The sequence below is a fragment of the Bacillus sp. FSL R9-9530 genome (genome assembly GCF_038008145.1).
GTDB lineage: Bacteria > Bacillota > Bacilli > Bacillales > Bacillaceae_G > Bacillus_A > Bacillus_A mycoides.
This window is the reverse complement of sequence record NZ_JBBOYO010000001.1, coordinates 1,544,537-1,562,167: the sequence shown is the minus strand read 5'-3', so window position 1 is coordinate 1,562,167 and position 17,631 is coordinate 1,544,537. Positions and strand designations below refer to the sequence as shown.

18 protein-coding genes and 2 pseudogenes are annotated in these 17,631 nt (G+C 34.2%); 17 read left to right on the top strand and 3 right to left on the bottom strand.

The genetic code is table 11. The annotated features are described in order from the left end of the window. Positions 1 to 179 precede the first annotated feature (179 nt). The 3 genes from MKX66_RS07730 (at position 180) to MKX66_RS07720 (ending at position 3,092) form a co-directional block, all read left to right on the top strand. Positions 180 to 773: an O-methyltransferase gene (locus tag MKX66_RS07730; protein WP_002085565.1), complete on the top strand. Its 594-nt coding sequence runs from the start codon at positions 180 to 182 to the stop codon at positions 771 to 773. 348 nt (positions 774 to 1,121) lie between these two features. After that, positions 1,122 to 2,234, top strand: a complete 1,113-nt coding sequence (locus tag MKX66_RS07725; protein WP_002085564.1) for a toxic anion resistance protein — start codon at positions 1,122 to 1,124, stop codon at positions 2,232 to 2,234. A 24-nt stretch (positions 2,235 to 2,258) separates the two neighbouring features. After that, positions 2,259 to 3,092, top strand: a complete 834-nt coding sequence (locus MKX66_RS07720; RefSeq protein WP_002035109.1) for a DUF3974 domain-containing protein — start codon at positions 2,259 to 2,261, stop codon at positions 3,090 to 3,092. A 56-nt stretch (positions 3,093 to 3,148) separates the two neighbouring features. Here MKX66_RS07720 and MKX66_RS07715 read toward each other — a convergent pair whose 3' ends face one another. Beyond that, positions 3,149 to 4,708 carry a glycoside hydrolase family 10 protein gene (locus MKX66_RS07715; protein ID WP_002035110.1) on the bottom strand — a complete coding sequence of 520 codons (1,560 nt, stop codon included), beginning with the start codon at positions 4,706 to 4,708 and terminating at the stop codon, positions 3,149 to 3,151. Between the two features lie 226 nt (positions 4,709 to 4,934). On the opposite strand from MKX66_RS07715, the gene MKX66_RS07710 reads away from it, so the two are divergent. The 7 genes from MKX66_RS07710 (at position 4,935) to MKX66_RS07680 (ending at position 11,308) form a co-directional block, all read left to right on the top strand. Beyond that, positions 4,935 to 5,240: a PTS sugar transporter subunit IIB gene (locus tag MKX66_RS07710; protein WP_000865888.1), complete on the top strand. Its 306-nt coding sequence runs from the start codon at positions 4,935 to 4,937 to the stop codon at positions 5,238 to 5,240. An 11-nt stretch (positions 5,241 to 5,251) separates the two neighbouring features. Further along, positions 5,252 to 6,535, top strand: a complete 1,284-nt coding sequence (locus tag MKX66_RS07705) for a PTS sugar transporter subunit IIC (protein WP_002035111.1) — start codon at positions 5,252 to 5,254, stop codon at positions 6,533 to 6,535. Between the two features lie 78 nt (positions 6,536 to 6,613). Next, positions 6,614 to 6,880: a hypothetical protein gene (locus MKX66_RS07700; protein WP_002136308.1), complete on the top strand. Its 267-nt coding sequence runs from the start codon at positions 6,614 to 6,616 to the stop codon at positions 6,878 to 6,880. A 21-nt stretch (positions 6,881 to 6,901) separates the two neighbouring features. Continuing rightward, positions 6,902 to 8,053 carry an anhydro-N-acetylmuramic acid kinase AnmK gene (gene anmK, locus MKX66_RS07695; RefSeq protein ID WP_033709639.1) on the top strand — a complete coding sequence of 384 codons (1,152 nt, stop codon included), beginning with the start codon at positions 6,902 to 6,904 and terminating at the stop codon, positions 8,051 to 8,053. An 18-nt stretch (positions 8,054 to 8,071) separates the two neighbouring features. Next, a complete protein-coding gene (locus MKX66_RS07690) occupies positions 8,072 to 8,971 on the top strand; it encodes a BadF/BadG/BcrA/BcrD ATPase family protein (protein ID WP_002035114.1) in 900 nt (299 codons plus the stop codon). A gap of 135 nt (positions 8,972 to 9,106) precedes the next feature. Continuing rightward, positions 9,107 to 9,655, top strand: coding sequence for a glycerol-3-phosphate 1-O-acyltransferase PlsY (gene plsY / locus MKX66_RS07685; RefSeq protein WP_341085867.1), 549 nt, complete (start codon positions 9,107 to 9,109; stop codon positions 9,653 to 9,655). A 69-nt stretch (positions 9,656 to 9,724) separates the two neighbouring features. Then, positions 9,725 to 11,308, top strand: coding sequence for an aminotransferase class V-fold PLP-dependent enzyme (locus tag MKX66_RS07680; protein WP_326997822.1), 1,584 nt, complete (start codon positions 9,725 to 9,727; stop codon positions 11,306 to 11,308). A gap of 127 nt (positions 11,309 to 11,435) precedes the next feature. Here MKX66_RS07680 and MKX66_RS07675 read toward each other — a convergent pair whose 3' ends face one another. Next, positions 11,436 to 11,573 carry a DUF3956 domain-containing protein gene (locus MKX66_RS07675; protein WP_002127410.1) on the bottom strand — a complete coding sequence of 46 codons (138 nt, stop codon included), beginning with the start codon at positions 11,571 to 11,573 and terminating at the stop codon, positions 11,436 to 11,438. A gap of 343 nt (positions 11,574 to 11,916) precedes the next feature. On the opposite strand from MKX66_RS07675, the gene MKX66_RS07670 reads away from it, so the two are divergent. Continuing rightward, a complete protein-coding gene (locus MKX66_RS07670) occupies positions 11,917 to 12,129 on the top strand; it encodes a hypothetical protein (protein WP_000416118.1) in 213 nt (70 codons plus the stop codon). A gap of 247 nt (positions 12,130 to 12,376) precedes the next feature. Here the strand turns inward: MKX66_RS07670 and MKX66_RS07665 are convergent, their stop codons facing one another. Next, positions 12,377 to 12,706 (bottom strand): YkvA family protein, encoded by a 330-nt coding sequence (locus MKX66_RS07665; RefSeq protein WP_002035120.1) that lies wholly within the window; start codon positions 12,704 to 12,706, stop codon positions 12,377 to 12,379. Between the two features lie 217 nt (positions 12,707 to 12,923). Between MKX66_RS07665 and MKX66_RS07660 the strand changes: the two genes are divergently transcribed. From MKX66_RS07660 to MKX66_RS07630, 6 genes and pseudogenes are all read left to right on the top strand, one after another. Then, a complete protein-coding gene (locus MKX66_RS07660) occupies positions 12,924 to 13,178 on the top strand; it encodes a hypothetical protein (protein ID WP_326997821.1) in 255 nt (84 codons plus the stop codon). Continuing rightward, a pseudogene (locus tag MKX66_RS07655) lies at positions 13,132 to 14,140 on the top strand (N-acetylmuramoyl-L-alanine amidase); the annotation flags it as partial. The gene MKX66_RS07660 and the pseudogene MKX66_RS07655, both read left to right, overlap by 47 nt. Before the next feature lie 42 nt (positions 14,141 to 14,182). Then, positions 14,183 to 15,046 (top strand): exosporium leader peptide-containing protein, encoded by an 864-nt coding sequence (locus MKX66_RS07650; protein ID WP_326997835.1) that lies wholly within the window; start codon positions 14,183 to 14,185, stop codon positions 15,044 to 15,046. Between the two features lie 66 nt (positions 15,047 to 15,112). Continuing rightward, positions 15,113 to 15,314 (top strand): annotated as a pseudogene (locus MKX66_RS07645) (N-acetylmuramoyl-L-alanine amidase); the annotation flags it as partial. A 423-nt stretch (positions 15,315 to 15,737) separates the two neighbouring features. Next, the gene (locus tag MKX66_RS07635; protein WP_240379987.1) at positions 15,738 to 16,007 is read left to right on the top strand and encodes a hypothetical protein; all 270 of its coding nucleotides are present in this window, start codon (positions 15,738 to 15,740) and stop codon (positions 16,005 to 16,007) included. 73 nt (positions 16,008 to 16,080) lie between these two features. Then, a complete protein-coding gene (locus tag MKX66_RS07630; RefSeq protein WP_193653830.1) occupies positions 16,081 to 17,433 on the top strand; it encodes a DEAD/DEAH box helicase in 1,353 nt (450 codons plus the stop codon). The last annotated feature ends 198 nt before the right edge of the window (positions 17,434 to 17,631 follow it).

Sequence of the window (17,631 nt, the reverse complement as noted above, 5' to 3'; positions counted from 1 at the left end):
TTGTAAAATAATGTGAATTAAATAATTGCACGTAGAAATTAACTTTACCAAAAAACGAAACAATATGCTATAAAAAATTTTAATTCTTTGTCGTATAACAGGAAAAAGGTGTGCATTTCGCATATAATGAAAAGTAGACGGGCATCATGTACTTTTTCATCATATTGCTTGGAAAGGCGATGGAGAAAATGAATACTCTAGATTCATTATTATTGCAACTTGAACAATATGGAGAAGAGCATGATCGACATAAAGAAAAAAGAGAAGAAAAATTAAGAAATATTTCTCGTGAAATGGGGCAGTTTTTATCAGTATTAGTAAAGGGCTGCAATGCAAAAAAAATTTTAGAAATTGGAACTTCAAATGGCTATTCTACATTGTGGCTAGCAAATGCGGTAGAAGAAACAAATGGAAATGTTATAACTGTAGAACTTTCTTCAGAACGGGTTGGAGAGGCACTTGGAAATTTTGAAAGGGCAAATCTTACACAGAGAATCGATATTCATAATCAAGAGGCTGGGGCATTTTTAGATTCGCAAGTAGATCGTTCATTTGATTTTATTTTCCTAGATTCAGAGCGCACGCAATACATGTGGTGGTGGGAACATATAAAACGTATTTTAGAGCCAAAAGGTTTTCTTGTAATTGATAATGCAACTTCTCATGCGGGGGAATTAGCTGGATTTATAAAGATGATTGAAGAAGACGTTACGTTTGAAACCGTGTTATTAGCTTTTCAAAAGGGAGCATTTGTTGCGCGGAAGAATAATTAGAAGTGGACCTAATATAATTATCACATTGAAAGATAGTATATGTCAAAAGATAGAGCATTGTATGAATTTAAGAAGGTAACTAAATGGAATTTCAAATTAATAGTCAGTGGTGATAAGTAAGGTAAGCTGTGAAGAATCCGTCTTCAGTATGTTGTTCTCTAGGTCTTAAGTCTGAGGAAAATAATGACGAGAACAGGTATACTTATACTATGAAACAGGGAATGACTGCATAAGCAGGTATTTCTTGAAAAATCGATTTCAAGCAAGCAAAAATGTATATGAAATACGATATATTAGATGAAATATAGTGCACATAAATTCGCACATATAAATAAAGGAGCGATTTTGTTGACTGAACTCGAGAAAAAAGAACCTGTATCGATTGTGAAAGATAATAATGTAGAAGTAGTAGTGGATACAGTAATAAAAGATGCAGAACTTGAAGAACTGAATAAAGAAGCAGATCTTTATGTACAAAAGTTAAATAGCGAGCAAAATACAGATTTATCAAAAGTATTGTCGCAGCTTGGAGACTTAGGGGATAAAGAGCAGCAAGCGGCAGGACAAACGCTATCAGCTTTAAAACGTCCTGTGACAGCGATGATGAATGGAAAGAATGAAGAAATTCCAAATACATTGTTAGAATTACGAAAAGTGGTATCAGAACTTGATCCAAACTCATTAAAAGCAACTGGTATGAAGAAACTTATGTTTAAAGTGTTTAAGAAAAATCCGCTTGAAAATTACGTGCATAAATATCAATCTATAGATAAGCAAATCGAGGAGATTATAAGATCACTTCTCATTGGCCGTGATAACTTGCAAGAGGATACGGTTGGTCTTGAAATGTTAAAAGAGCAATCACACGATAAAATTCACGCTCTTGATAAACAAGTATACTTAGGAAGAAAACTTGCTGGTATGCTTGAAGCTGAGAAACAAAATCCAGAACGTCAAAGGGATATTCCGTTAATAAATGATGCATTAGAAAAGATACTTGTGCGTACTCGTAATATGCAACAAGCAAAAAGTGTATTATTACAATCTATCGCATCTGTAGACATCATTAAGAAAAATAATGAAAAGCTATCAGAGGCAATTCGTAATGCAATTACGATGACGCAAAACGTTATAACGGTTTCAGCTGCAATTCAGCTCGCATTAACAAATCAACGTAAAACAATTGATGCTGTTAATGCAACAAATGAAGCGATTGAATCAATGGTATTAAGCAATTCACAAGCATTAAAACAAAATACAGAAGAAACAACAAAACTCCTAGAAAATCCTGCAATTAGCATGGATAAATTACGTGAATCATTCCAAAATGTATTTGCCGCTATTGAAGCATCTGAGAAATCGTCAGAACGTATTATTGAGTCTAGTAAGAAATTTGTAATTGAACTAGATACATTTAATGATGAGATGAAGCAGAAACTCATTCAGCGTCCAAGGAAATAACAGACTTTTAGAGGAGGTGAAAAAATGAGTTTCATTCAAGGAGTATTATTACTATTAGGATCATTACTTTTAATCGCATTTACTGTCGTTGTTTTAGTTGTATACTTCGGACGTAAACTTTATTTTTCATGGACGAAACCATATAAGAGAGCACAAGATTCCATTGAGAAATTATCAAACAAATCGACACCGTTTTTACAAGAGTTTACGCAACATCCACTCTTTTATCGCTGGATTCGTACGGAAGGAAAGAAAGAACAACATACATTGAATACTCTTTTCTGTACATCAGGTCAACGTACGAGAGAACAAGTATTTTCAATGTTACCGAAAGAAAAACAGAAAAAAGTGCATGTAATGGCAAAAACAACGAAAAAGCTTACAAATGAAGATATCGATGTGGCCGCGATGAAAGTGAAAGATTTCTTAAGACAAGAAACGCAGCAAACTGTAAAACCGACAGACTTATCGTTTTATAAATTGTATTTCTATGATCGATATCCAGATGCATTAAATACAATTCAAGCATATAAACGCTCGATTAATCCTTCACTACAAAGAACAGTTGATGACATTACAATTTCAGTATTAAATGCATTGCCGTACTATCAAGAACAACGCATGTTTGAACAACAACATAAACTTGAAACGTTCTTAATGAAAGATTTAACAGCGATGTTATCATTAGTGGTACAATTACCACCATCACAACGTCCTGAAAAAGAAGAAGAACTAAAAATATACTTGCAAAATTTCCAAAAAGAAATGGAAGTAGTAGAGCGTGATATTCGCGACTCCATTGATCATGATTTGAATGTGAAGATGAGAGCAGCGACTGAGAAGTTTAAGAATAAATAAAAAAGGCGCCTTAAAAGCTAAGTATTTCTCAGCTTTAAGGCGTTTTTTTTGAGATTTTATTTTGCCTTAACGGTAGTAAAACTAGAAGGAATGCTTTCATTATGCAATCGATCAACTGCAGTTACCACATACGTATACGTTTCTCCAGAAATAGCCGTTTTATCTACGTAAATTTCTCCAAGTTTTGTTTTTCTTACAGTAGTAAGTAAATGTTTTGGGTTTTGTATATCCACTTCATTTTTTCCATTCACACGGTAAATGGCGTAATAAGAAGAGTCATTATCTCTATTGTCAATTATTCCTACGGCAATACCTTCATCTCTTGGAATGGCACCTTTTAAAGTAGGTTGTTTTGGCGGATCATGATCAAGCCAAGGCATAGGTGGAATTAATGCAGGGTGTTTATATATGTCTTTTGAGAGTCTATCTTTAATTCCAAGTGGATTGTTATTTATATCTTTTAAACTGAAATGCATACTACCTTTTATTTGTGGATATTGATGGTTTAAAGCGATTTGCTTTGGATATTCTTCTGGCTCAGACCAAGCAGGCACAGAGTTGTTATTTATTTTATAAGCCGCTTGACCGATGTATAGGTGAATCGGTTTGTTATTTGTTTCTTTTACCCACCAATCTACTAATATATCATATGCAGCAGGTGTGAAACCTATATTCCAATATATTTGAGGTGTAATGTAGTCAATGTACCCTTTTTGTATCCACTCACGTGTGTCAGCATAAAGGTCATCGTAGTTTCTTTGACCTGCGGTTGTATTAGAGCCAGTTGGATCGTCAGCTATATTTCGCCATACGCCAAATGGACTAATGCCAAATTTCACGTATGATTTTTCTTGTTTTATAGCAGTATTTAAACCTTTTACGAGTTCATTTACATTATTGCGACGCCAATCTTCGATAGTTGAAAAATTCTCATTATTATATGATTCAAATGTTTTTTGATCAGGAAATTCTTCGCCAACTACTTTATAAGGGTAAAAATAATCGTCCATATGAATTGCATCAACATCATAATTTTTTACGATTTCTAAAGCGCCTTCCGTTATAAAGTTTTTCACATCAGGAATACCAGGGTTGTAATATAGCTTCCCGCCGTAAGGTACAACCCAATCGGGATGTTGTCTTGCAGGGTGATTATTTGATAATCGATTTATATCAGTGTGATTCATCGTTATTCGGTATGGATTAATCCATGCGTGGAATTCTATATTTCTTTTATGTGCTTCTTCAATCATAAATGCGAGCGGGTCGTATCCAGGGTCTTTTCCTTGTGTACCCGTAATGTATTCAGACCAAGGACCGTAATTTGAAGGATAGAAAGCATCAGCAGTCGGTTTAATTTGTACAACGACTGCATTCATACCAGTGTTTTTTACATCGTCTAATAGTCTTATAAATTCTTGTTTCTGCTTTTCAATAGGTAAGCCAGTTTTTGAAGGCCAATCAATATTGAGAACAGATGCTAGCCATACAGCGCGTAATTCATGTTTTTTGTAAGTAGTATTTACTTCAGCATAAGTAGAGTGAGGGGAAATGAAAGAGAAAGGAGTAAACAATATGACGATACAGCACATCATTACTAAACGTTTCATAATCATTTATACGCCTCCCTATTATACGATTATTTAAAATAATATATGATGTTAGGTTGGCCCTGCAATTGAGAAAAATAAATATTGAAACATTAATTTAATAGGAAAAATATTTTTAGTGAAATTTACTTTCAGTATAACTAAATCGTTTCATTTCTTCATATGCTAGTTAGTAAAGTGAAACTTTCTTTCATTTGAAAGAAACAATTTATAAGTATAGGAGGATTCAATAATGAAAGTTTTATTCGTTTGTTCTGGAGGAATGTCCAGCGCAATTGTTGTAAACGCTTTAAAAAAAGAAGCAGAGAAAAAAGGTATGAACATGGAAGTGCATGCTATTGGAACAAGTGAGGTGGAGGAAGAAGTAAAGAATGGTTGGGATGTTGTAATGGTTGCACCTCAAGTTAGACATCGATTTGACGCTGTAAAAAAACTTACAGAACAAGAATCTATTCCGTGCGGTATTATTCCGCCGCAAGCATACACGCCGCTTGGTGGACCGACTTTATTAAAAACTGTAAATGAATTAATTAGTTAGGGGGAAGCGTTATGAATAAGTTTGTCACGTTTCTTGATAAAAACTTATCTGGACCGATGGCAAGGCTTTCTGAACAGAGGCATTTACAAGCAATCCGTGATGGAGTTATTTCGGCGTTACCATTTATTATCGTAGGGAGTTTCTTTTTAATAGTAGCATTTCCACCATTACCGAAAGATAGTTTCATATCAGCCTGGGCATTGAAAAATCAAACAAGTATATTAATACCATATCGTTTAACGATGTTTATTATGTCTTTATATATAGCATTTGGTATAGGATACAATTTAGCGAAAAGTTATAAGTTAGATGCTTTATCAGGGGCACAGTTAGCAGTATGCTCACTACTTTTAACATTGACGCCCGAATTAATCGATAAAAAAGGATTTATGCTTCCGATGACAAATCTCGGAGGGCATGGATTATTCGTAACGATGATCGTATCTATTTTATCAGTAGAGATTTTAAGATTTTGTAAGACGAAAAATGTAATGATTAAAATGCCAGAACAAGTACCGCCGTCTGTTTCACGTTCGTTTGAAGCACTTATACCTGCTGCATTCGTAATTATTTTAATGAGTTTAGTAACTGTCGTTTTTAGTATTGATTTACATCATGTAGTTGATAAATTAGCGGCACCGTTAGTAAAAGCTGGTGATAGTTACTTCGGTGTAATCATTCCAGTATTTTTAATTACATTTTTTTGGTCATTCGGAATCCATGGTGTGTCGGTTGTTGGAACTGTTGCCCGGCCATTATGGGAAGTATATTTAGGGAAAAATGGTGAAGCAGTTGCTAGTGGAGCAGATCAGTTGCCATTCATATCACCAGAGCCGTTATACCAATGGTTTATATGGATTGGTGGTTCTGGTGCGACGTTAGGGCTTGTATTAGCTATGATTGTATTTGGTCGATCAAAATATTCGAAAGCATTATCAAGAACTTGTATTGTTCCTGGTATTTTTAATATTAATGAACCTGTTATTTTCGGATTACCGATTGTACTAAATCCAATTTTAATTATCCCGTTTATCATTACACCACTAGTAACAGCAACTGTTGCATATTCAGCAACTGCGATGGGATTTGTAACGCCAACACATATTATGCCGCCGTGGACATTACCAGCTCCAATTGGCGCGTATTTAGCCACAGGTGGAGATTGGCGTGCAGTAGTATTAGTTTTTATAAATATAGCAATATCATTCCTTATTTACCTACCATTCTTTAAAATGTACGACAAAAACATGCTTGAAATTGAGAAAAATGGTGATGGGGAATCTGTTAATCCGTAAGTTTTATATTTTATTTTTGAGTGATAGGCATTTTGTCTATCACTTCTTTCACATTAAGTCCAGAGAGGGTGAAATAGAATGAATATAAAATTTAGCTATAAAGGTGTATTTTTATTGTTATTTGGAGTGATATGTGCAAATTTACTTTTCGTACCTTTATTAAGAATGCTAAATCTATCACAAATGCATAGTATATGGCTGGTTACAAGCTTTGCGGCAAGTATTTTGCTTACGGTAGTTGTTTCTTTCATTGATGGATCGTTTGCATCGAAAGCACAGTTGTTTTTTAGATTTATATTGTTTTCTGTAGGTTGTACGTTGTTTACTTACATAATTGTTTTTTAGTGAATAGGGGGCATGCATATTATGTATATTGCAGGGATAATGTCCGGTACATCGTTAGACGGAATAGATGTAGCGCTCGTTCATGTAGAAGGAAACGGTGTAGATTCTAAAGTCGAACTCATTCATTTTACTACTGTTCCATTTTGTAAGGATATAAAAAATGAGATACTGCAGGCTTTATCAATTGATACATCTAATGTTCAATTGATATGCAGTTTGAACTTTAAGCTTGGTTTATGTTTTGCCAATGCTGTGGAGGAAGTTTGTAAAAAGGCTGATTTGTCATTGGAACAATTAGATTTAATAGGTTCTCACGGACAAACGATTTATCATCAGCCAAAGCAAGAAGGCAATAGTATTTCTTCGACATTGCAAATTGGAGAACCAGCAGTTATAGCATATGAAACGAACACTACGGTTATCTCTAATTTTCGAACGATGGATATGGCAGCAGGGGGACAAGGTGCACCACTTGTGCCATATTCAGAGGTCATTTTGTATCGTCATCAAACTAAAAATAGATTACTACAAAATATTGGCGGAATCGGTAATGTTACAGTAGTACCAAGTCATCTAAGTGATAAGAGTGTTATTGCTTTTGATACTGGCCCAGGAAATATGGTAATCGATGATGTATGTCAAAGATTATTTCAGTTGCCATATGATCAAAATGGTAGGATTGCAAAACAAGGAGTAGTTGTAGATGAAATTTTGACATATTGTATGAACCATCCATTTTTGAAAATGAATCCACCGAAATCAACTGGTAGAGAACAGTTTGGAGAAAAGTTTGTAAGTGAATTATTGAAGCGGTTTGAAAAGCATGGTAAAGAAAATCTTTTGACGACTGTCACGATGTTTACAGCAAGTTCAATTGTTCATCATTATAAGGAGTTTATTCTGCCGTATTATGAAATCGATGAAGTAATTTTAGGTGGTGGGGGCAGTTATAATCGTACACTTGTTGAAATGATACGAAATGGATTGAAGGAAGAAAAGTGCGCGATATTCATTCAAGAAGATATAGGCTATTCTTCAGAGGCGAAAGAAGCAATTGCCTTTGCGATATTAGCAAACGAAACGCATCATCGTAATCCGAGTAATGTGCCAAGCGCAACAGGTGCAAAGCAATCTGTAGTTTTAGGGAATATAACATTCCCTCCAATAAGATGATGAAAATGAGGCGAACATATGAAGTATATGATTGGAGTAGATGGTGGGGGCACGAAGACAGAAGCAATTGCATTTGATCAAGACGGAAACGAAGTTGTAAGAGGTACGAGTGGGTTTGGAAATATATTAATAGATTATGAAAAAGCAGTTTCGCATATTATGGAGGCGATCGATCAATGCAAGAAAGCTTTAATAGATGGGCACTGCGTTTGTATTTGTTTAGGGTTAGCGGGTGTAAGTGGAGCAAATACAAATGAATTAACAGTACGTCTAAAAAAGAAGTACCAAACACAAATTGAAGTTTTAAATGACGCAATGATTGCACATGCAGCTGCTTTAAAAGGTAAGAATGGAATATTAACTATAGGTGGTACAGGTGCAATTTGTATAGGAAAGAAAGACGAAGTGTACGAGTATAGCGGTGGATGGGGACATATTTTAGGGGATGAGGGAAGCGGTTATTGGATTGCGTTACAAGGTTTAAAGAGAATGGCAAATCAATTTGATCAAGGAGTTAGACTTTGTCCATTAAGCTTAAGGATTCAAGACGAGTTTCGACTTTTAACATCATCTCATATAAAAAGACTAGTATATAGTTCTTCAAAAGATAAAGTTGCAGCAATTGCACCATTAATTATAGAGGAAGCGAGGAATGGGAATGATGATGCACATAAAATTATTCTGCAAGCGGCTAAGGAATTAACGATAATTACGGTGAATATTTACAACAAGATGCAGTTTGATTTATCACCTTTAATTGCAGTAAGTGGCAGTATATTGCGTTTCGTTCCTGAGATATATGCTGAATTTAAGAAATGCTGTGAGAAAAATATGGGAGAAGTTATATTCGTATCACCATCAGAAATGGCAGTGAAAGGAACATATCATTTAATGAAGGGTGTATATTTTATAAAATAGAAGTATGAGAATTTTTGTATGATTTGTAAAAATATGATGTTAAAATATACAAAGGGATGTAAAGCAAGAAAAAGTACAATATACATAGTCATTGAATATTGTATAAGTACTCCCATGTAGAAAGTGAATGATTACATGATTAATAGTATGCAATTTTTGTATTTGGTGGCTTCTTATTTATTTGGAAACATATTGACCGCTTATATAGTAACGAAATGGAAACATAATGTTGATATTCGTGAAGAAGGAAGTGGTAATCCTGGAGCAAGAAATATGGGGCGCGTATATGGAAAAGGGTATTTCGTCGCTACATTTTTAGGTGATGCGATCAAAGGGGCAATCGTAGTTTCTATTGCAAAATACCTTTTCGAAGATTCTACATTTGTAATGTTAGCTTTACTGGCTGTTATACTTGGACATATTTACCCAATTTTATTTAAAGGCAAGGGCGGAAAAGGCATTTCAACATTTATTGGAGGGTTAATTGCATTTGATTATTTGATAGCGCTTACTCTTATTGCTGTGTTCATTATATTTTATTTAATCTTTAAAAGATTTACTAAGCCCGGACTAATTACAATCGCTTGTTTACCAGTTTGCATGATTTTGTATTCTTACTCTATTGTTATGACTATTTTAAGTGCACTAATCATTGTACTTATTTTATATGTAAATCGAGAATGAAATGAACTTTTAATAAGTGGAGTTAATCTCCACTTATAATTTTTATTAAATACATAAAGGAGATACAACATGGGGTTAATTTATAAAGTTGCTGATCAAGCTTGGGAATTTGAAAGTATACATAAATTGAATTATAAAACATTTGTAGAAGAAATTCCGCAACATGAAGAAACGAAAGATCGTGTTCGTATAGATCATTTCCATGAAGAAAATACATATTTAATTTGTTTAGATGACGATAAGTTAGTAGGTATGGTTGCATTGCGAGGAAAACGACCATTCTCGTTAGATTATAAAATTCCAAATCTAGATTTTTATTTGCAAGAACATGGAGAAAATGTATATGAAATTCGTTTACTTTCAGTAGAACGTGAATATCGAAATGGAAGAGCATTGTTAGGTTTAATTCGCTTTTTACATCGTTATTTGCTTCTAAATGGATATGAATTGGCACTCATTTCTGCTACAACACGTGAACTACTTTTATATGAGCAAATGGGATTCAAATCTTTCCATACGTTAGTTGGTACTGAAGAAGCAGCCTTCCAGCCAATGTATGTTACCCCAGCTATGTTTGAAGAGTCGAGTGTTGGGGGTATTATGACGAAAGAATATACGTTTTTACCTGGTCCAGTGGATATTGAAGAAAATGTTCGAAAGGCATTTTCTACTAAGCCTATTTCGCATCGTTCTAAGTCATTTCAAGTGACAATGGAAAATGTAAAAAAACGTTTACTGCAAATGACAAAAGCAAAACGTGTGCAAATAATGTTAGGAACAGGGACGTTAGCGAATGATGCCATTGCTTTACAGTTGAATTCTTTAAAAGGGAAAGGACTAGTTTTAACAAATGGGGAATTTGGAAATAGGTTAGTGGGACATGCAACACGTGCGCAATTACATTATGATACGCATAAAAAAGAAATGGCAGAGCCGTTTATTTATACAGAATTAGAAAAAATAATGGCAACTGGAAATTATGAATGGCTTTGGTTTGTTCACCATGAAACATCAACTGGAATGTTAAATAATTTAGAAGAACTAAACATTCTTTGTAAAAAATATCAAATGAAACTATGTGTAGATTGTATAAGCTCAATTGGAGCAATATCAATAAATTTGAAGGATGTATATTTTGCAAGTGGTGTTAGCGGAAAAGCGATTAAATCATATACAGGATTATCTTTCGTTTTTCATAATCACATGATAGAGAAAAACGAAGCAATACCTATGTATATGGATATTGGTATGTATGAAATGAATGATAGTATTCCATACTCCCATTCATGGAATTTAATTTATGCATTGCAAGAAGCATTGAAGCGACTTGAAGATGAAGAGGCATTTGAAAAAATAAAAGAGGCGTATGCTTATATTGAACAAGCTATTAATACTATGGATTTAAAGCTTGTTTCACCTAAAGATCATGCCGCTCAAATTGTTCTTACCATTCAATTAAACGAAGGGCAGTGTTCTAAGGCAGTAGGTGATGCGTTAGCGTTACAAGGATATATGGTTCATTATGAATCAGCATATTTACAAAAGAATAACTGGATTCAAATAGCATGTCTGAATCACTATAAAGAACGTGATATGAAGAGGATGTTAAATTGTTTGCAGATGTGTGTGTTAAAGAAAGTTCTTTTAACGTAAATGCTTGTATATTTATTATATAATTTCTACAAGGCTATGAGTCACACTTGCTAAGTGTATAGAAGTGCATTTTTTGACAAGAGTTTAAAAGAGAGCGAAAGCTCTCTTTTAAACTTACTTAAATGAATTACCCACAGATTGGAATACCGAGAACTCTCAAAGCTAGTGCTACTTGAAGAGTAATTTCCAATCTAGCAATTTCGATGCCAGCAACTGTGAGTACTAAAAAAGGTTGGCCGTTTACGAACACAATACAACTTTCCATATATACGCCTCCTTTCTAGTGATCTACTACAGTATATGAATGAAACTGTAATACGTTATAGTTGGATTTATGAATTTTATAAAAATAATAGATTTACCCTATGTTTACGAAACAAATGGAGTTTCATAGTGTTAATAATTTAATTGTTAGACAAGGAAGCATCTATAATAAGATGCTTTTTATTATATTTACGTTTCAGCGTGACAATAAATAAAGTTAATCAATGACGAATTGAGAGGGAAATATATTGATAAATATTTGTATGAGGTAAACTAAGAAGGTTTTAGAAAAACGAAAAGGAATTTTTATACTTGTAACATAAAAATTCTAGGGGGATGTTAATATGGAAAAAACTATGATGGTAGAAACAACAAACATGATGATGTCTATGGAAAAAATGATGTGTGAAATGAAGTGTATGAAAATGATGATGAATAACATGATGCAAATGGATGTAGAAATGGATAAGGCAATGATGGTGAAAATGAATGAATGTGATGAAATGATGAAGACTACTATGTCTATGATGAAAGCGATGAAAGAGAAATGTTGTTGAAGTAGCAAAGTATAGCGTAAAATGATGATGATCTTGTAAATTTAAATTAGTAAAGAGCCTGTTTTAGTTGGTAAATTAAAATAGGCTCTTTTAACTATTGTTCAAAAATAAATTGAGTTGACAAAAAAGAACTAAAAGATTATTTTAGTTCTTTTTTCTGTATTAACACTGTTCAAATCATTTGTTTAAAAGCTATAGATGATGGTTAGGCAGTGAGCAAAGACAAGTAAGAGCCTATCTTTCTTCGTTAAATGTGTGCTGAAGTAAATAATGATTCCATTTTTATTTTACTCTTTTCTCTAATTTCAGCATCAGCATGTCGCATAACATATTTATGCGCCACAGCGATTGCTAAAACATCATCTAATAAGCCAATCCCAATAATAGCAGCTATATCTGGAATGAAATCGATTGTTAATACGTAATAGGATAAAGCGGCTAATATAATGAGTTTCGCTTTAGTAGGTAACTCTTTCTTTTTCATTGTGTAAAATAAAATAATACTTTCATATACGCTTGATTTCCCGAGGTTTACTGAGCTTTTTTTGAATTTTTTCCAAAGTGTCTGTTTCTCCATATAAACACTCCTTTTCCAAAAAACAGATTTTTTAAAAGGATGGACAAAGAAGCGAAAGAATAATCAATTTTATTGTTTTTTCTTATTGTATATTTCGATATTTATAAGCGAATACCTGTTCAAAATAAAACAATGCTTGTTAAGCGGATACGATTATGGAGATGGATGAAGAGAAAATCTGTTTTGGAAAGCAAATAAGTTTCCGATAGAGGTTTCAATGAATTATTTGCGTTCTGCAACGAAGGCAGAAAAAACTTTTGATTTCTTAATACCAGCTATCTTGATAATAATTATTAGATTGTTTATAGCGTATATGAATCCGAATACAACAATAATATTGAAAGGAATTAAGGATATAAATAATCAATCACTTACATTCATTCCAATTTTAGCTGGTTTTAATATAGCTAATTACCTCGTTCCTTATGATTCTAGTACTTGCTGGTTCATTTGCTACAAGTGTTTTTGCTGATAGAAAGTTTTTTATCCCTAATTTCCCAAAACAACCATATCGTTTTGGCGTAGGTATTTATGAGGGCGTAGTAGCTCATAGTACAGCGACTTCTGAAATATTCAAAAGTATGAATCTCGTACATGAAGAAACGTATTTGTTCAATATGCTGTTGATTGAGATGAAACAATCCAAATCGCTAATATAAAATACATTGCATATGGCGGTGGACCTGCTGCTAATAAACGATTTGTACATGTAGAGTTATGTGAAACAGCAGACCATACAAAGCTCGAGCGTTCATATGAAAAATACGTAAAACTTTTAGCGGAAATCTTAAAAGATAACAAGTTATCTGTAGGAAAAGGATTGTGGATTCACTACGATGTGATTAAATATCTTGGCAGTACAGATCATGAAGATCAACTTGATTATTTAAAATCTCATGGGGGATCAGGAGCTCAATCCCGTGCTGATGTACAACGGGCATACAATAATTCTAGTGTGGATGTTTCTGTACATGAAAGCCACCTAAACCAACAGAAGTACCAACAGCTGTAACCGATGGTATAGCTTATATTGAAGGCTACAACGTTAATTTACGTAAAGGACCAGACACAAGCTATTCTAAGATTCGTCAACTAAATAAATCAGAAGCTTATGTTGAATGGGGCGAAAAGCCTGGTTGGTTAAACCTTGGTGGAGAGCAATGGATTAAGAACACTCCATCCTATGTGAAGTTTAGTAAGAAAAGTACAGTAGATTCTTCTATTGTAGGAAAGCGTGTTGTTTCTAAAGTTAACATTCTACGTTTCTATGATGCTCGACCTTGGTAGGATAGAGACGTGGATGGTTTTGTAGATGTAGGTGAGGTATTTACAATTTTTAGGAAGTTAAATATGGAAGGTTCAGTACAATTTAAGGCGCACAATAGTATAGGGAAAACATATTATATTACGATCAATGAAGTTTATGTATATGTAACTGTATTACTACAGTATAGTACACTCATAGGAGGTAGTTATGTGTTTGATAAAAATGAAATACAAAAGGTAAATGGGATACTTCAAGCTAATGCATTAAATCCAAATTTAATTGGCCCTACACTTCCCCCAATCCCACCATTTACTTTACCCACAGGTCCAACAGGAGGGACAGGCCCAACGGGAGTAACGGGTCCAACGGGGGTAACGGGTCCAACAGGAGTAACGGGTCCAACAGGAGTAACGGGTCCAACAGGAGTAACGGGTCCAACGGGAGTAACGGGTCCAACGGGGGTAACGGGTCCAACAGGAGTAACGGGTCCAACAGGAGTAACGGGTCCAACGGGAGTAACGGGTCCAACGGGAATAACGGGTCCAACAGGAGAGACAGGCCCAACAGGAGGAACTGAAGGTTGTCTTTGTGATTGCTGTGTTTTACCTATGCAAAGCGTTTTACAACAACTTATTGGAGAAACTGTTATTCTTGGCACTATTGCAGACACACCCAACACGCCCCCGCTTTTCTTTCTATTTACTATCACTTCCGTGAATGATTTTTTAGTTACAGTTACAGATGGCACCACAACCTTTGTGGTCAATATATCTGATGTAACAGGGGTAGGTTTTTTACCACCAGGACCACCTATTACATTACTTCCACCTACCGATGTAGGATGCGAGTGTGAATGTCGTGAACGACCAATTAGACAATTACTGGATGCGTTTATCGGATCTACAGTAAGTCTTTTAGCAAGTAATGGTTCTATTGCAGCAGATTTTAGCGTGGAACAAACAGGACTTGGGATAGTACTAGGGACATTACCTATAAATCCAACTACAACCGTTAGGTTTGCAATTTCAACTTGTAAAATTACAGCTGTGAATATAACCCCTATTACGATGTAGTCTATTTCTTTCAGAAGTATCTGTTGCTACTCGATAAGAGAAGCACAGTTTATTTGTCCACCTTGAAAACGTATTGTTTTCAAAGTGGACAATCTACGTTTCTAGGATGCTCCATCTTGGAAATATAAAGATGGAGCTGATTCTGTAGATGCAGGGATTTATGATTGATGCAAAAGTGAGTGCCAATGGTTCGCCACAGTACAAAGCACACAGCAGTAAAGAAAAAACATACTATGTTACTGCAAATGAAGCCTATTTATTCATCTAACGCACTATACCTTCATGAGTAATTAACCATGCCCCCTTAATCTTTCTATATCCTTCATTTGTAAATTTCTTACTACTATATTATTGGCGTACAATATATGGCTAAATGTATCTAATTGGTTTTCTAAACGCACAAAATTCCCAAATTGATATGGTAAGGCTATAAAAATTATAATGAAAAATAATAAATATCTCTAATGCACTATTAGGATTTTTCCATTTTATATTGCAAACCATCTTTCTGAAAGATAAGCTCATATGCTAAATTAAAATGAAGGTTATATAATGCTTTCGTATTACATATTAAATTGTAGAACATAGTTCCTTGATGTACATATTGGTGTAATTTATTTTGAATTGGTGAAACAATAATTTTTAAAATTCCTTTAATATCTTCATTAAAGAAGTTATAGGAGGGAATAACTTGGACTCATTATTTGATGTAATAGCAAATGTTATTTTATTTTATCCTCGAAATGACATGAAATTAAAACACCATATTGCCAAATTAAGCGAATTTGAGTGGTTTCGAAGGTTACACGAAGATCCGAAATATACAAGTTTAATTTGGAGTAATAGAAAAATTAAAAAGTATATTTTGACTTCTGCAAATATGGAAGCATTAATAAAATCCGAGAAAAAACAAAAAGAATTTGTTCATCTAGTACAGGATGAATATAAAAAAAGAAGATAAGAATTTTTTTATTTTTCATATTTGGCGAAACAAATGGTACAATGAAAGCTAATGTGAAAAATAAGGAAAAGAAGTGGTCTATTTGAAAAACTTTTTAGAATTAGGAATTAGTGAAACTTTTAATCATACATTACGTGAAAATGGAATTACAGAAGCAACACCGATTCAGGAGAAGGCAATTCCTGTTATTATGTCAGGTAAAGATGTTATTGGGCAGGCGAAAACAGGAACGGGTAAAACGTTAGCATTCGTGTTACCGATTTTAGAAAAAATCGATCCAGAGTCTAGTGATGTTCAGGCTTTAATTGTTGCACCAACAAGGGAACTAGCACTGCAAATTACAACTGAAATTAAAAAAATGCTTGTTCAAAGAGAAGATATTAATGTACTAGCGATATATGGCGGACAAGATGTAGCACAACAATTGAGAAAATTAAAAGGTAATACACATATTGTTGTAGCGACACCAGGACGATTATTAGATCATATACGACGTGAAACAATTGATTTAAGTAATCTTTCAACGATTGTACTAGATGAAGCAGATCAAATGCTTTATTTCGGATTCTTATATGATATTGAAGATATTTTAGATGAGACACCTGATAGTAAACAAACGATGTTATTCTCAGCAACGATGCCAAAAGATATTAAAAAATTGGCGAAACGTTATATGGAAGAGCCGCAAATGATTCAAGTACAAAGTGAAGAAGTAACGGTAGATACAATTGAGCAGCGTGTCATTGAGACGACAGATCGTGCAAAGCCAGATGCACTTCGTTTTGTTATGGATCGTGATCAGCCATTTTTAGCAGTTATTTTCTGTCGTACAAAGGTTAGAGCAAGTAAGCTTTATGATGATTTAAAGGGACTTGGTTATAATTGTGCTGAACTTCATGGTGATATACCTCAAGCGAAACGTGAAAGAGTTATGAAGAGTTTCCGCGAAGCTAAAATTCAGTACTTAATCGCAACGGATGTAGCAGCTCGTGGACTTGATGTAGATGGTGTAACGCACGTATTTAACTTTGATATCCCTGAAGATGTAGAAAGTTATATTCACCGCATTGGCCGAACAGGACGTGCAGGTGGATCAGGTCTTGCAATTACGTTCGTTGCAGCGAAAGATGAAAAACATTTAGAAGAAATTGAAAAAACGCTTGGTGCACCAATACAAAGACAAATAATCGAACAACCGATGATAAAAAATGTAGATGAAAATGGAAAACCGGTACAAAAGCCGGCTCCAAAGAAATCAGGTCAATATCGTCAAAGAGATAGCCGTGAAGGTTCAAGAAGTGGTTCAAAAGGTGGTCCAAGAAACGATTCAAGAAATAGTTCTAGAAATGATAACAATCGATCATTTAATAAGCCAAGTAATAAGAAAAGTAGTACAAAACAAGGTCAGCAAAGACGTGGCCGTTAAATAGTTATTATTCAAAAAGAGTCGCAAAGTGTTGCGGCTCTTTTTTGTTTTTATACAACGAAGTCGATATAAGTACAAGGTTGATTGCATAGAAACAACCTTTAAAATTTCATTCACCGTATTAAAAATAAATTTTAAAATTCATAAAGGAAATATAAAGTAGGTTGTTGTATATGTACGATAACAGGAAACTTTTCA

Coding starts and splice junctions, on each gene's coding strand:
- MKX66_RS07730 (WP_002085565.1), top strand. CDS start 180: ATGGAGAAAATGAATACTCTAGATTCATTATTATTGCAACTTGAACAA.
- MKX66_RS07720 (WP_002035109.1), top strand. CDS start 2,259: ATGAGTTTCATTCAAGGAGTATTATTACTATTAGGATCATTACTTTTA.
- MKX66_RS07715 (WP_002035110.1), bottom strand. CDS start 4,708: ATGATTATGAAACGTTTAGTAATGATGTGCTGTATCGTCATATTGTTT.
- MKX66_RS07710 (WP_000865888.1), top strand. CDS start 4,935: ATGAAAGTTTTATTCGTTTGTTCTGGAGGAATGTCCAGCGCAATTGTT.
- MKX66_RS07705 (WP_002035111.1), top strand. CDS start 5,252: ATGAATAAGTTTGTCACGTTTCTTGATAAAAACTTATCTGGACCGATG.
- MKX66_RS07700 (WP_002136308.1), top strand. CDS start 6,614: ATGAATATAAAATTTAGCTATAAAGGTGTATTTTTATTGTTATTTGGA.
- anmK (WP_033709639.1), top strand. CDS start 6,902: ATGTATATTGCAGGGATAATGTCCGGTACATCGTTAGACGGAATAGAT.
- MKX66_RS07690 (WP_002035114.1), top strand. CDS start 8,072: ATGAAGTATATGATTGGAGTAGATGGTGGGGGCACGAAGACAGAAGCA.
- plsY (WP_341085867.1), top strand. CDS start 9,107: ATGATTAATAGTATGCAATTTTTGTATTTGGTGGCTTCTTATTTATTT.
- MKX66_RS07680 (WP_326997822.1), top strand. CDS start 9,725: ATGGGGTTAATTTATAAAGTTGCTGATCAAGCTTGGGAATTTGAAAGT.
- MKX66_RS07675 (WP_002127410.1), bottom strand. CDS start 11,573: ATGGAAAGTTGTATTGTGTTCGTAAACGGCCAACCTTTTTTAGTACTC.
- MKX66_RS07670 (WP_000416118.1), top strand. CDS start 11,917: ATGGAAAAAACTATGATGGTAGAAACAACAAACATGATGATGTCTATG.
- MKX66_RS07665 (WP_002035120.1), bottom strand. CDS start 12,706: ATGGAGAAACAGACACTTTGGAAAAAATTCAAAAAAAGCTCAGTAAAC.
- MKX66_RS07660 (WP_326997821.1), top strand. CDS start 12,924: ATGAATTATTTGCGTTCTGCAACGAAGGCAGAAAAAACTTTTGATTTC.